Source organism: Kerstersia similis (assembly GCF_965139615.1).
Taxonomy (GTDB): domain Bacteria; phylum Pseudomonadota; class Gammaproteobacteria; order Burkholderiales; family Burkholderiaceae_B; genus Kerstersia; species Kerstersia similis.
The window spans coordinates 1-13538 of sequence record NZ_CBCSIQ010000009.1 but is presented as its reverse complement, the minus strand read 5'-3'; the positions used below and the strand labels follow the sequence as shown (position 1 = coordinate 13538).

General features: G+C 63.4%; 13 protein-coding genes. All 13 read left to right on the top strand.

Annotated elements, in window-relative coordinates; translation table 11 throughout:
- The first annotated feature begins 20 nt into the window (after positions 1 to 20).
- The 13 genes from ACNA1V_RS07490 (at position 21) to ACNA1V_RS07430 (ending at position 13323) form a co-directional block, all read left to right on the top strand.
- Positions 21 to 446, top strand: coding sequence for a PAS domain-containing protein (locus ACNA1V_RS07490; RefSeq protein WP_415832968.1), 426 nt, complete (start codon positions 21 to 23; stop codon positions 444 to 446).
- A gap of 5 nt (positions 447 to 451) precedes the next feature.
- Entirely contained in the window at positions 452 to 1996 is a 1545-nt protein-coding gene (locus ACNA1V_RS07485) for a flavodoxin domain-containing protein (RefSeq protein WP_415832967.1), read from the top strand.
- A gap of 156 nt (positions 1997 to 2152) precedes the next feature.
- Positions 2153 to 3232, top strand: coding sequence for an Rpn family recombination-promoting nuclease/putative transposase (locus ACNA1V_RS07480; RefSeq protein ID WP_415832966.1), 1080 nt, complete (start codon positions 2153 to 2155; stop codon positions 3230 to 3232).
- A gap of 59 nt (positions 3233 to 3291) precedes the next feature.
- The gene (yihA, locus tag ACNA1V_RS07475) at positions 3292 to 3915 is read left to right on the top strand and encodes a ribosome biogenesis GTP-binding protein YihA/YsxC (RefSeq protein WP_068367617.1); all 624 of its coding nucleotides are present in this window, start codon (positions 3292 to 3294) and stop codon (positions 3913 to 3915) included.
- A gap of 135 nt (positions 3916 to 4050) precedes the next feature.
- On the top strand, positions 4051 to 5067 hold the full coding sequence (gene hemB, locus ACNA1V_RS07470; protein ID WP_415832965.1) for a porphobilinogen synthase: 1017 nt from the start codon (positions 4051 to 4053) through the stop codon (positions 5065 to 5067).
- A 383-nt stretch (positions 5068 to 5450) separates the two neighbouring features.
- Entirely contained in the window at positions 5451 to 6569 is a 1119-nt protein-coding gene (locus ACNA1V_RS07465) for an aromatic ring-hydroxylating dioxygenase subunit alpha (RefSeq protein WP_415832964.1), read from the top strand.
- 125 nt (positions 6570 to 6694) lie between these two features.
- A complete protein-coding gene (locus ACNA1V_RS07460; protein WP_415832962.1) occupies positions 6695 to 7474 on the top strand; it encodes a GntR family transcriptional regulator in 780 nt (259 codons plus the stop codon).
- A 26-nt stretch (positions 7475 to 7500) separates the two neighbouring features.
- Complete coding sequence (locus ACNA1V_RS07455; RefSeq protein ID WP_415832961.1) at positions 7501 to 8508, top strand: PDR/VanB family oxidoreductase; 1008 nt, start codon at positions 7501 to 7503, stop codon at positions 8506 to 8508.
- Between the two features lie 145 nt (positions 8509 to 8653).
- Positions 8654 to 9847, top strand: a complete 1194-nt coding sequence (locus ACNA1V_RS07450; protein ID WP_415832960.1) for an ABC transporter substrate-binding protein — start codon at positions 8654 to 8656, stop codon at positions 9845 to 9847.
- Between the two features lie 108 nt (positions 9848 to 9955).
- The gene (locus ACNA1V_RS07445) at positions 9956 to 10834 is read left to right on the top strand and encodes a branched-chain amino acid ABC transporter permease (RefSeq protein ID WP_415832959.1); all 879 of its coding nucleotides are present in this window, start codon (positions 9956 to 9958) and stop codon (positions 10832 to 10834) included.
- Positions 10831 to 11847: a branched-chain amino acid ABC transporter permease gene (locus tag ACNA1V_RS07440; RefSeq protein ID WP_415832958.1), complete on the top strand. Its 1017-nt coding sequence runs from the start codon at positions 10831 to 10833 to the stop codon at positions 11845 to 11847. The genes ACNA1V_RS07445 and ACNA1V_RS07440 overlap by 4 nt, the downstream gene beginning before the upstream one ends.
- Positions 11844 to 12626, top strand: coding sequence for an ABC transporter ATP-binding protein (locus tag ACNA1V_RS07435; protein WP_415832957.1), 783 nt, complete (start codon positions 11844 to 11846; stop codon positions 12624 to 12626). The genes ACNA1V_RS07440 and ACNA1V_RS07435 overlap by 4 nt, the downstream gene beginning before the upstream one ends.
- On the top strand, positions 12619 to 13323 hold the full coding sequence (locus ACNA1V_RS07430) for an ABC transporter ATP-binding protein (protein WP_415832956.1): 705 nt from the start codon (positions 12619 to 12621) through the stop codon (positions 13321 to 13323). The genes ACNA1V_RS07435 and ACNA1V_RS07430 overlap by 8 nt, the downstream gene beginning before the upstream one ends.
- The last annotated feature ends 215 nt before the right edge of the window (positions 13324 to 13538 follow it).

The window sequence follows — 13538 nt, the reverse complement described above, 5'->3', positions numbered from 1 at the left end:
ACCCCAAGCAAGGAACTACCATGAGCCAAACCCTCGATTCTTCCAAACTGCTGGCCGCCCTGGAAAACGTCGCCGTCATTTCCACCACCGACCTGCAAGGCAACATCACCTACGCCAACGACCTGTTCTGCAAGCTGACGGGCTATGCCCGCGAGGAACTGCTCGGCCAGCCGCACAGCCTGGTACGCCATCCGGCCGTGCCCAAGGCCGTCTATAAGGACATGTGGGACACCATCAAGGCCGGCAACATCTGGACCGGCATCATCCCCAACGTCGGCAAGGGCGGCGGCGTCTATGTCGTGGACACCACCGTACAGCCGCTGTATGACGAGCAAGGCAATATCAATGCCTACATCAGCATCCGCCGCGTCATCAACGACCTGATGCAGGATTTCGAGTCGGTAGAATTCTCCAAGGAACAATTCGACGAGTACTACGACAAGTAAGCATCATGCCCGCCATCATCGAACATCTGCTGATCGGCTACGGCTCGGAATCCGGCAACGCCCGTACCCTCGCCCGTCGCCTGGGTGATCTACCCGCGCTGCAGGCCTATGCGCCTGAGGTGCGAGCGCTCAACGACATCGAGCCCACCCGTCTCCCTGCCGGCACCCTGCTGGCAGTCATTTCCAGCTCTTTCGGTGATGGCGACCCGCCAGGCAACGCCGAAACCTTCCTGGCCCAGGTACAGCAGGCCGAGCGCCTGGATGGCCTGAACTACGTGATTTTCGGACTGGGCGACACCGCCTACCCGAATTTCTGCGGCTTCACCAAAACGCTGGATCAGGCACTGAGCGAACGTGGCGCGCACGCCGGCATTCCGCGCGTGGATGCCGACGCCTGCTACGAAGACTTCTTCGAACGCTGGACACCGGTGCTGCAGCAGGTGCTGGCAGGCAACGCGCAAGCCGGCCAGGCATTGCGGCTGCAAGTGACCGCCTACGGCGCCAACACCGCATTTCCCGCCCGTATCCTCGAACGCCGCCAGCTCAATCAAAGCCTGCCCGGCGCCTGGCATATCCGCCTGGACATCACCGGCAGCGGCATGGTCTATCGCGCGGGCGACAATCTCTATGTCATGCCGGAGAATGACCCGGCACTGTTGCAAGGCCTGGCGGATTGGTACGGAACACCTGAGGCGGCAGAAGCACTGGCAGGCAAGGAATTGCGGCAGCTCGGCAAGGGCCTGTTGCGCGAACTGGCCCGGCTGTCTGGCAATGAACAATTGAAGGATTTGCTGAAAATCAGCCAGCGCAAGGAACTCGAAAGCTATCTCTGGGGCGCCGACCTGCTCGATCTGCTGCAGGATTTCTGCACCCCGCAGACCGTGCCGCTGGCAGCCCTGCTGAACTGCGCCCTGCCGGCCTGCCTGCCGCGCGCCTATTCCATTGCTTCCGCTGGTGGCGAGCATGTCGATCTTTGCATCCGGGAAGTCATCCATGAACGCAATGGCAGGACACACCGCGGCTGCGCCACCAACTGGCTGCTGCACAGTGACAATCCAATACGCGTCTTCTGCCGCGCCAACCCCGGCTTCCACCTGCCGCGCGACACCAGCATTCCACTGATTCTGGTTGGCACAGGCACCGGCATCGCGCCCCTGATGGGCCTGCTGCGCGACATACGTATCAGTGGCAAGCGGCGCGACACCTGCCTGATCTTCGGCGAAAAATGCAGTGACAAGGATTTCCTGTATCGCCAGGAACTGCGCGCCATGCTCGACGATGGCACGCTGTCCGACCTCTATACCGCCTTTTCACGCGATGGCGGCGCCAAATACTATGTCCAGCATGCCATGGCCGACCAAAGCGGCTACCTGCGCAACATGCTGGCTCAGGGCGCCCATCTGTACCTGTGCGGCAACAAGCGGCACCTGGAACAGGCTGTCGCCGGTGCGGTGGACAACATCATGGAAGGCCTGCCCGGCCTGGGCGAAAACGAAACCGGCTGGCAACTGCTGGGACGCACGGGCAGACTGCACCGGGAACTGTACTAGCGCTGCAGGCTATCCGGCGGCACAGACTAGCAACGGCGGCCAGGCAAAACCAGCCTGGCAAGGCGCAGAACCCGCCCTGGACAAACCCTTTCACAACGGCAACGCCAGCCGCGCCGCCCCGGCTATGGTGGGCATCCCTGTTCACGGGACACCCACATGGCCCTCTCCGACCACGGCTACAAACTGCTGTTCAGCCAACCCTGCATCGTCAGCAGCCTGCTGCGCGATATTGTCTCGGCGCTGGATGGCGGCTGGACTGATATCCTGGCCCTGGAACACATGGCACCGGTGCGCAGCGAACTCCTCAGCAACACCCTGCAGCGCCGCCATGGCGACCTGATCTGGCGTATTCCGCGCAAAGACCGGCATGAGCTGTTCCTGGTACTCATGCTCGAATTCCAGTCGCGCACCGACCACGCGATGGCCTTGCGGCTGACGACCTACCGCAGCCTGCTGTATGAAGACCTGCTGGCCAGAACCCCCCTCAAGGCCCGGCAAACCCTGCCCGCCGTAGTGCCGCTGGTCATACACACGGGTGTGCGTCCCTGGCATGCGCGCCGCGACCTTGCCGAGCTCATCGACCCGGTGCCGCCCCCCCTGACCCCCTATCAGCCACGCCAGCGCTACCTGTTGATAGACGCCCGGACCCAAGCGCATAATCAATCACTACCCGCTGATAGCCTGGCCCGCCTGATCTTCCGGCTGGAGCACAACCATGGCTTGCATGACACCACCCGCATCATCGACCGCCTGGGCCGATTGATGCAGGCCCCCCAGTACCAGGAAGCCCGCCGCGCCATCCTGGCCTGGCTACAGCACGTGCTACTGCCCCGCAACCTGCCGGATCAAGCGATACCCCCATTCGAGGATCTGATGGAATTGAACACCCTGCTGCGTACCAAACGCTACACCTGGAAAGAATACGAGGAACTGAAAGCCCACCGGCTGGGCATACGGCGAGGCCGGCGAGAAGGCCGGCTGGAAGGGCGAACATTGGGCCGAAACGAAGGAAGGATTGAAGGCCGAGCCGAAGGCAAGATTGAGGGCCGAGCCGAAGGAAGAATTGAAGGCCGCACCGAAGGAAGCGTCGCCATCCTGCAACGGCTTCTTCAACGAAAATTCGGAACCTTGCCTCCGGACGTGTTGGCAAAGCTGGGCCAGGCACCCATCCCAGTGCTGGACCAATGGTCCGAACGATTACTGGATGCCCAAACCCTGGAGGAAGTCTTCGACTGATCCGGCAGCAGGCGCTGGCCGGACTACAATACGCACTATCCCTTTTTCCAGGCTTTCCCGTGTCCTTATTGCATCGTGCCGCCTTTACGGTTTCCGCCGCCCGGCTGGACCAGCTCCCGCCGCCCGGCCCACCCGAGGTCTGTTTCGTGGGCCGCTCGAACTCCGGCAAATCGTCCTCCATCAATGTGCTGACGAATCAACGCCGCCTGGCCTTTTCCAGTAAAACGCCGGGCCGCACGCGGCTCATCAATCTGTTCGGCATCCCCGACCCGCTGGAACCCGGCGCCCAGCTGGGTTATCTGGTTGACCTGCCGGGCTATGGCTATGCCGCCGTTGACAAAAAATCCCGTGAAGAGTGGGCCGATGTCCTGGGCGGCTACCTGCACACCCGCACATCGCTGGCGGGCGTCGTGATGCTGATAGACATCCGCCGCGGCGTCACCGAACTGGATCGGCGTCTGGTGAACTGGATCGCCCCGACTGGCCGGCCGGTACTGGCGCTGCTCACCAAAGCTGACAAACTGCCCTATGGCCAGCGCATCAAGGCCGTCTATGCTGCGCGCAAGGACCTGGCCGACATCGGCGCCCTGCATACAGTGCCGTTTTCCGCCCCCGAGCGCATCGGCCTGGAAGAAGCGACGCTGCTGATCCAGAACTGGATTTCCCCGACCTTCGTGCCCTGAACACGGCTATTTACCCGCCGGTGCGATCATCGTTTCCGCGCACCGGCCGCCTCACACCGCACAGGCTGCCGCCGCCGTGCTTCTCCGGTGCCCCAGCCTGCCACCATGAACCCATGGTCTCACCTGGAGCCCGCCATGACGCACACCCCCGCCTACACCGCCGACTTTCCCCTGTCCCGCCCGCGCCGCCTGCGCCGCGATGACTTCTCCCGCCGCCTGGTCCGTGAACACAGCCTGAGTGTCGATGACCTGATCTATCCCGTCTTCGTGGCCGACGGCAATGGCCCGGACGAACCCGTGCCCTCCATGCCCGGCGTCGTCCGCCATACGCTCGACAGCCTGCTGCGCACGGCCGAAGAATGCGTCAGGCTCGGCATTCCCGTCCTGTCGCTGTTTCCCGTCATCGACCCGGCGCTGAAAACCCCTGACGGCGTAGAAGCCGCCAACCCTGACGGCCTGGTGCCACGCGTTGTCCGGGCCCTCAAGCAACGCTTCCCGGAACTGGGCATCCTGACCGACGTTGCCCTGGACCCTTACACCAGCCACGGCCAGGACGGCCTGATCGACGAACAGGGCCACATCCTCAATGACCCCACCGTCGAAATGCTCACGCGCCAGGCCCTCACCCAGGCCCACGCTGGCGTGGACATCGTCGCGCCCAGCGACATGATGGACGGCCGCATTGGCAACATCCGCCAGGCGCTGGAAGACACTGGCCACATCAACACCCGCATCATGGCCTACTCGGCCAAATTCGCCAGCGCCTTCTACGGCCCCTTCCGCGACGCCGTCGGCTCGGCCGGCAACCTGGGCAAATCCGACAAGAAAACCTACCAGATGGACCCGGGCAACATCGACGAAGCCCTGCGCGAAGTCGCCGCTGACCTGCGCGAAGGCGCCGACATGGTCATGGTCAAGCCCGGCATGCCCTACCTGGACGTCCTGCGCCGCGTCAAAGACGCCTTCCGCGTCCCCACCTTCGCCTACCAGGTCAGTGGTGAATACGCCATGATCAAAGCCGCCGCCCAGAACGGCTGGCTGGATCACGACAAGGTTGTCATGGAATCCCTGCTGGGCTTCAAGCGCGCCGGGGCCGATGGCGTGCTGACATACTTCGCACTGGACGCCGCGCGCTTGCTGCAACGCGCCTGAGGGCGGCGGCCATCGGGCCGCCTGGCCGCAGATCGCATCACCTGCGGCTGCCCCCGGCCCCCCCTTGTTTGCCGGTACCCGCTGGCGGCCCGCCACGGGCTGTCCCACTTATGCAACTCAGCGAGACCTCACACCAACAGTATGTATACATAAACATATAAATAGACATCTATAGCTTAGAAAAACCGGTAGCTCAGGCCTCCCTATCCTTTTACCCGCCCCCCTCCAAAGACATCAAAAAAACCTCCTTTACCAACAACAAACAGCAAGGTTTTCCCTAGCACTCGCTTACCCTGATTTCCACCTAGAACCCATTGCCACGCCCGGACAGGCTGAATACATTATGTATACAACACATCCAATACCCTTCCGGGAGACAAAACATGAGCGAACGCAAGCCGGCCTTTCCCCTTAATGCCTGGTATGCCGCCGCCTATGACGTGGAGATCACGCACGCGCTGCTGGCCCGCACCATCTGCAAGCAGGATATGGTGTTCTACCGCCGCACCGATGGCGTGGTGGCCGCGCTGGAGGATGCCTGTTGGCACAGGCTGCTGCCACTGTCCATGGGGCGCCTGGAAGGCGATGAGCTGGTGTGCGGCTATCACGGCCTGGTGTTCAATTCAGCGGGCCGCTGCACCCATATGCCCAGCCAGGAGACCCTGAACCCGTCGGCCTGTGTGCGCACTTTCCCTGTGGTGGAGCGCCACCGTTTTGTCTGGGTGTGGCCCGGCGACCCGGCCAAGGCCGACCCTGCACTGATTCCCGATCTGCACTGGAACCACGACCCTGAATGGGCTGGCGACGGCAAACGCATTTCGGTGAAGTGCGACTACCGCCTGGTGATCGACAACCTGATGGACCTGACCCACGAGACGTTTGTGCACGGTTCCAGTATCGGCAACCGCGCCGTGGCGGAAGCGCCGTTTGTCGCCACCCACGGCGACCGCACCGCTACCGTCACGCGCTGGATGGAGAATATTGAAGCGCCACCGTTCTGGGCCGGGCAGATCAAGCAGGCGCGCGGCTATGTCGGCCCGGTGGACCGCTGGCAGATCATCCGCTTCGAGGCTCCCTGTACGGTCACCATTGATGTGGGCGTTGCCGAGACTGGCACCGGCGCCATTCCGCCCGGCGGCAATGCAGGCGACCCGAATGCCGGGGATCGCAGCTGCGGCGTCAATGGCTTCGTGCTCAATACCATTACGCCTGAGACGGACGGCACCTGTCATTACTTCTGGGCCATCACCCGCAATTACCTGACGGACGAACAGCGCCTGACACACCAGATGCGCGAAGGAGTTTCTTCGATTTTCCGTGAGGATGAGGTGGTGCTCGAAGCCCAGCAGCGCGCCATCGACGCCCGCCCCGGCCACAAGTTCTACAACCTGAATATCGACGCCGGTTCCATGTGGGCGCGGCGCCTGATCGACGGTTTGATCGAACAGGAAGCCACGGGCAGCAAACGCGCCAGCGTGGTCCCCATCCGCCAGGTGGCGTGAACAACACATGCGCACGGGTATCGTGCGGCAGGACAGGCAGGCAAAATAGCTGCGCCATCCATGGAATCGCCACGCCCAGGCGGTTACCCTGCCAACCGGCTTACCTTACACCGCAGGAATGAAACATGCCCACCGCTCTCCGTAACCCTGGCGATGACACTGCCGCCAGCACTTCGCAAACCGTCAAGGCGCAGCGCCAGATTCGGGAGCTTATCCTCGCCGGCGCCCTGCCCGGCGGCAGCCGTATTGCTGAACTGACCATCGTGGAAAAGCTTGGCATTTCCCGCACGCCCATCCGCGCCGCGCTGATGCGCCTGGAACAGGAGGGTTTGCTGGAAACGCTGCCCAGCGGCGGCTACGCGGTCAAGATTTTCTCTGAACGCGATGTGACCGATGCCATCGAGCTGCGCGGCATGCTCGAAGGACTGCTGGCACGCCTGGCCGCCGAGCGCGGCGTGTCCGGCACCTTGCTGCAGGAAGCGCGCCGCTGCCTGGTGCATATCGACGAATGGCTGCGTGCGCCTACGCTGAGCGACGATACCTTCTCTCAGTACGTGGTCATGAATGAACGCTTCCACGCCCTGCTGCATGAAATGGCCGACAGCCCGACCATCGTGCGGCAATTGGAGCGTGTCATCAGCCTGCCGTTTGCCTCGCCGTCCGGATTTGTCATCGCCGAGGCCGAATCGCCCAATGCCCGCGACCTGCTGGCTGTCGCCCAGTACCAGCACTGGCGGGTACTGGACGCCATCGAGGCACGCGAAGGCGCTCGCGCGGAAATCATCATGCGTGAACACTCCCGCATCGCCCAGCACAATTTCCAGCGCGTGCTGCACAACCCCGACGCCGTGCCGGCGCTGTCTCCGCAAACCATAGGCGTACCGCTGATACGCCGCAAGACCTGATTTTCCGTCCTGGCAGGAAGCCCACCATGAAAACCCATGACAGCACGCCCATCCCCGCCGTCGTCGCCGGCATTGCAGACCTGACGCCCACGATCCGCGAATTCCTGATCCAGCCTCAGGATGGCGCCGTCATCGAGCATGAACCGGGCGCTCACCTGCCCGTGCAGGCCATGGTGCCCAATGCCGATGGCCTGCTGCAACCGCAACTGCGGCACTATTCGCTGGTCGGCGAACCCGACGCCGCTGGCTACCGCATCGCCGTCAAGCGGCAGGATGACGGCCGTGGCGGTTCGCTGTCCATGTGGCGCCTGGAAACAGGCGACAGGCTGTCCATTTTCTCGCCTGCCAATCATTTCCCGCTGGATCTCAATGCCGGCAGCTACCTGCTGGCCGCTGGCGGCATCGGCATCACGCCGCTGGTGTTCATGGCGCAACGGCTGCAAGCGCGCGGCGCCCGGTTGCGCATGATCTACAGCGCCCGTACGGCTCAGGAGCTGGCTTACGCCGATACCTTGCACGCCCTGCTGGGCGACGCCCTGCAGCTGCACGACGGCAGCGGCAATCTGCCCGACTATGCCGCTGCCATCGCCCAGTTACCCCCCGACGGCCTGATGTACACCTGTGGCCCGGCGCCCATGCTGGAGGCGCTCAAGCGCAGCTGGTCGGCCAGCGGCCGGCCGCTGGCAAACCTGCGCTTCGAAACCTTCGGCAGTAGCGGCAACCATCCCGCGCAGGCCTTTACCGTGCGTATTCCCCGCCACGGGCTGGAAGTCACCGTGCCTGTCGGCACCAGCCTGCTGGATGCGCTGGAAGCTGCCGGCGTCGCCACGATCTACGACTGCCGTCGCGGCGAATGCGGCCTGTGCGCCATGGATGTCCTGGGGGTGGACGGCATCATCGACCACCGCGACGTGTTCCTGTCCGATGAAGAAAAACACAGCAATACCCGCTTGTGCGCCTGTGTCTCGCGGGTAGTGGGCAGTGTCTCGCTGGATACGGCCTATCGGGTTGATACCCTGCCAATTCCAGCCTAGCTCATATTTATCATGAAATATATTCATAATGTATGGATATAAATACGGCTTCAAGCCAGCTTAAGAACTGGTGCTATCCCTTTATATTTAGGACAATTGCATTCCCTGCCTGATTCATCCGCTGTTCCGCCGGAGACTTCTTAACATGAAAAAACGTCATTTTCTGGGTGCCCTGCTGGGTGCTGCCGCCTTCGCCGGCATCGTTCCTTCCGCCATGGCGCAGGAAAAGCCTTTCAAAGTGGGCCTGTTGCTGCCCATGACGGGCCAGTTCGCCACGACGGGCCGCCAGCTCGAAGCTGCCGCCAAACTGTACGTTCAGGAACATGGCGATGTCGTCGCCGGCCGCAAGGTCGAACTTATCATCAAGGACGACACCGGCGTGCCGGATATCTCGCGCCGCCAGGCCCAGGAGTTGCTGGTCAAGGACAAAGTGGACGTTCTGGCTGGTTTCGGCCTGACGCCACTGGCGCTGGCCGCCGCCCCGCTGGCGACGCAATCCAAAACACCTGAAGTCGTCATGGCGGCAGGCACTGCCAGCATTACCGAGGCATCCCCCTACATCGTGCGCACCAGCGTCACCCTGCCGCAAGGCGCAGCCACCATGGCCAAGTGGGCCCCGGAAAACGGCATCAAGAAGGTTGTCACGCTGGTGAGCGACTACGGCCCCGGTATCGACGCCGAACAGTCCTTCATCGAAGAATTCAAAAACCGTGGCGGCGAAGTCGTGGAAACCCTGCGCGTGCCGCTGCGCAACCCGGATTTCTCGCCCTTCCTGCAGAAAGTCCGCGATATCCAGCCTGATGCCGTGTTCGTTTTCGTACCGTCCGGCGCTGGCGCGGCCCTGGTCAAACAGTTCGTGGAACGCGGCATGGACAAGGCGGGCATCCGCCTGATCGGCACCGGCGACCTGACCGACGACGACCTGCTCAACGGCATGGGCGACGACGCACTGGGCATCATCACCGCCTATCACTACTCCGCCGCCCACCCGTCGGAAGCCAATAAGCAATTCGTGGAAGCCTTCAAGAAGGCCAACAACGGCATGCGCCCCAACTTCATGGCCATTGGCGCCTATGACGGCATGCACGTGATCTACGAAGCCATCAAGGCCACCGACGGCAAGGGCGACGGCCCCGCGCTGCTGGCCGCCATGAAAGGCCTGAGCTACGAGAGCCCACGCGGCCCGGTCACCATCGACCCGGAAACGCGTGACATCATCCAGAACATCTACCTGCGCGAAGTCAAGCGCGACCCGGCTGACGGCGAACTCTACAACATCGAGTTCGATGTCGCCGAAGCCGTGAAAGACCCGTACAAGGAAGCCAAGAAAAACAAATAAGACCGCGCCCGCCATCGGCCGGGATCCTCCCCGGCCGATGTGCCACCCAGCACGCACGGCCTTGCTGCCACCGCCTTTCCCGCTTCCCTCCGCTACGCCCCGCCCCCTATGCTGACCATACTTTTCGACGGCATCGCCTACGGCATGCTGCTCTTCGTATTGGCTGTCGGCCTGGCAGTCACCATGGGCCTGATGAACTTCATCAACCTGGCCCATGGCGCCTTCGCCATGGTTGGCGGCTATGTCACTGTGATTCTGATGCAGCGCCACGGTGTTCCCTTCCTCGCCTGTCTGCCGGTGGCCTTCATTGTGGCCGCCGCCCTCGGCGCCCTCCTGGAGCGTACGCTCTACCGGCATATGTATGGCCGCCCCCACCTGGATCAGGTGCTGTTTTCCATCGGCCTGACCTTCATGGCCATTGCCGCTGCCGACTACTACATGGGCTCGTCCCAGCAGCTCATCCAGATGCCGGCCTGGCTGCGCGGCCGCACCGAGATCGACATCGGCCCCTGGACCCTGGGCATGGGCTATTACCGGATATTCATCATCGTGGTTTGCGCCGCGCTGACGCTGGTGCTGCAGTACCTGCTGTCCCGCACCCGCTTTGGCAGCCGCCTGCGCGCTGCAGTGGACGATCAGCGCGTGGCTGCCGGCATGGGCATCAACGTTAACCGTGTGTTCCTGCTGACCTTTGCCGCCGGCTCCGGGCTGGCCGGGCTGGGTGGTGCCATGGGCGCCGACCTGATGGGCCTGGACCCGACCTTCCCGCTCAAGTTCATGGTGTATTTCCTGATCGTGGTGGCCGTGGGCGGCACCGCATCCATTACTGGCCCCCTGCTCGCAGCGCTGCTGCTGGGCATTGCCGATATCGCCGGCAAGTACTACATCCCGCAATTGGGCGGTTTCATCGTCTATGGCGTCATGATCGTCATCCTGATCTGGCGTCCCCAGGGCCTGTTCGCCCGTAAAGGAGGCAGAAAAGCATGAGTTCCTCCACACTCCTCTCCCCCGCGCAGGCGCTGCGCCGCCAGGGCGCCTGGCGCCTCTGGGAAGCGCCTTTCTGGCTGGTGGTGTTCCTGCTGCCCTGGCTGGCCAGCGACTATGCCATGCTGATCAACGAGATCGCCATCGTCGCGCTGTTCGCGCTGTCGCTGGACCTGATCCTGGGCTATGCCGGCATCGTTTCGCTGGGGCATGCCGCCTTCTTCGGCATGGGCGCCTACAGCGCCGGCCTGTTCGCCCTGCACGTGTCGCCTGACCCGCTGCTGGGCCTGGCCTTCGGCACCGTGTGCGCACTGCTGCTGGGCCTGCTGTTCAGCCCGTCCATCATGCGCGGCACGGATCTCAGCCGCCTGATGGTCACCATCGGCGTCACGCTGATCCTGTACGAACTGGCCAACCAGATGGCCTGGCTGACGGGCGGCGCCGATGGCCTGCAAGGCATCATGATGGGACCGCTGTTCGGCACCATCGAGTTCGACTTCTACGGCCAGACGGCGGCCTGGTATTCGATCACCGTCCTGCTGCTGATGCTGGCCCTCATGCGCGTCCTGGTGAATTCGCCCTTCGGTGCCACGCTGCAGGCCGTACGCGACAACCCCTTGCGCGCCTCGGCCATCGGCATCCCCGTGGCAGCCCGCCTGGCGGTCGCCTACACCCTGTCGGCCGGCATGGCAGGCATGGCGGGTTCGCTACTGGCGCAGACCAACGCCTTCGTTTCGCTCGATGTGTTCGACTTCGCGCGTTCGGCCGATGTCGTCCTGATCCTGGTGATCGGCGGCGCCGGCTGGCTCTACGGCGGCATTTTCGGTGCCATCGTCTTCAAGCTGATGCACGACGTGCTCTCGGCCATTACGCCGCAGTACTGGATGTTCTGGCTGGGCCTGTTCCTGGTTGTCCTGACACTGGTCGGCCGCGACCGCCTGCTGCGCCCCTGGACCTTGCTGCGCCGCCCCGGCAAGCGCGCCAGCGCCTCGAACGCTGCGGGAGAAACCCCATGAGCCACACCACTCCGGACACCGCCCCCATCGTCCTGCAGGCTGAAGGGCTGGCCAAGAAATTCGGCGGCATCGTCGCCACCAACAACGTCTCGCTGGCGCTGCACCGTGGCGCCCGCCATGCGCTGATCGGCCCCAACGGCGCGGGCAAGACCACGCTGATCAACCTGCTGACGGGCGTACTGACGCCCACCAGCGGCCGCATCCTGCTGGAAGGCGAAGACATCTCCCGGCTGCAGCCCTACAAGCGCGTGCAGCGCGGCCTGGTGCGCACCTTCCAGATCAACCAGTTGTTCGACAACTTCACACCGCTGCAAACCTTGGCGATGACCCTGAGCCAGCACCGCGGCCTGGGCTCACGCCTGTTCGGCAAGCTGGGGCGCGACCCCGGCATTGCGGAACGCTGCGAGGAACTGCTGCAACGCTTCCACCTGAGCAGCGTCATGCACCAAAGCACACGCACCCTGCCCTACGGCAAGCGCCGCCTGCTGGAAATTGCCATCGCGCTGGCCTGCGAACCGCGCGTGCTGCTGCTCGATGAACCCGTGGCAGGAGTACCGGCGGGCGAACGCGAAGAACTGTTGCGTACGGTAGCAGAACTGCCCGAGGACGTTTCGGTGCTGCTCATCGAGCACGACATGGATCTGGTGTTCAGCTTCGCCAAGCGCATGACGGTACTGGTCAATGGCACCGTCCTGACTGAAGGCTCGCCCGAGGAAATCGCCAACGACCCCGAAGTCAAGGCGGTCTATCTCGGCCATGGAGAAGACGCACATGCCTGAATTACTGCAAGTCGAGAACCTGAGCGCAGGTTACGGCGAAGCCATCATCCTGCAGAACCTGAGCTTCACACTCGCCGAAGGCCAGACACTGGCTTTGCTGGGGCGCAACGGCACGGGCAAGACCACGCTGATCAGCACCCTGGTCGGCGCCACCCGGCGCCATGCCGGCAGCATCGTGCTGGGCGGCGTGCCGGTGCACAACCGGCCTTCGCACGAACGGGCCGCCGCCGGAATAGGCTGGGTACCGCAGGAACGCAATATCTTCAAATCCCTGACGGTGCATGAAAACCTGACGGCCGTGGCACGCCCCGGCAAGTGGACGCCAGATCGCATCTACGCCATGTTCCCCAGGCTGGCCGAACGCAAGGAAAGCATGGGTACGCAGCTCTCCGGCGGCGAACAGCAAATGCTGGCTGTAGGGCGGGCACTGGCACTCAACCCGCGCCTGCTGTTGCTGGACGAACCCCTGGAAGGCCTGGCGCCCATCATCGTCGAGGAACTGCTCAAGGCCATCCGCCGCATCACCCGTGAAGAAGGCCTGAGCGCCATCATCGTGGAACAGCACCCACAGGCGATCCTGGCGATTTCCGACGACGCCATCGTGCTGGACCGCGGCAGCATCGTGCATCGCGGCACGGCGCAGGCGTTGAAGGACGACGAGGAACTGCTGGATTCGCTGCTGGGCGTGGCGCGCTAAGACCGGCCACAACCCGCCTGGCCATGTACGGTTCCTCTCTCGACCGGCATGACCAGGCGCCTGCCCCACCGTCGGCTGCCTGCCGTTACCCGCAGGCGTCGGCAACGTAGCGCCACATCCAGGCACCGGTCTCAGTCACATCACCTGATGATCCTCATCTCCTTGTCCCTGGCGCGGCCCCCCTCATGGTCGCCGGATTCCCCCCTCTTTTGCCT

Bases quoted from the DNA above. Each gene is read 5' to 3' on its own strand.
- ACNA1V_RS07465 (WP_415832964.1), top strand. From the start codon at position 5,451: ATGAGCGAACGCAAGCCGGCCTTTCCCCTTAATGCCTGGTATGCCGCC.
- ACNA1V_RS07435 (WP_415832957.1), top strand. From the start codon at position 11,844: ATGAGCCACACCACTCCGGACACCGCCCCCATCGTCCTGCAGGCTGAA.
- ACNA1V_RS07440 (WP_415832958.1), top strand. From the start codon at position 10,831: ATGAGTTCCTCCACACTCCTCTCCCCCGCGCAGGCGCTGCGCCGCCAG.
- ACNA1V_RS07450 (WP_415832960.1), top strand. From the start codon at position 8,654: ATGAAAAAACGTCATTTTCTGGGTGCCCTGCTGGGTGCTGCCGCCTTC.
- ACNA1V_RS07485 (WP_415832967.1), top strand. From the start codon at position 452: ATGCCCGCCATCATCGAACATCTGCTGATCGGCTACGGCTCGGAATCC.
- ACNA1V_RS07460 (WP_415832962.1), top strand. From the start codon at position 6,695: ATGCCCACCGCTCTCCGTAACCCTGGCGATGACACTGCCGCCAGCACT.
- ACNA1V_RS07445 (WP_415832959.1), top strand. From the start codon at position 9,956: ATGCTGACCATACTTTTCGACGGCATCGCCTACGGCATGCTGCTCTTC.
- hemB (WP_415832965.1), top strand. From the start codon at position 4,051: ATGACGCACACCCCCGCCTACACCGCCGACTTTCCCCTGTCCCGCCCG.
- ACNA1V_RS07480 (WP_415832966.1), top strand. From the start codon at position 2,153: ATGGCCCTCTCCGACCACGGCTACAAACTGCTGTTCAGCCAACCCTGC.
- ACNA1V_RS07430 (WP_415832956.1), top strand. From the start codon at position 12,619: ATGCCTGAATTACTGCAAGTCGAGAACCTGAGCGCAGGTTACGGCGAA.
- ACNA1V_RS07455 (WP_415832961.1), top strand. From the start codon at position 7,501: ATGAAAACCCATGACAGCACGCCCATCCCCGCCGTCGTCGCCGGCATT.
- ACNA1V_RS07490 (WP_415832968.1), top strand. From the start codon at position 21: ATGAGCCAAACCCTCGATTCTTCCAAACTGCTGGCCGCCCTGGAAAAC.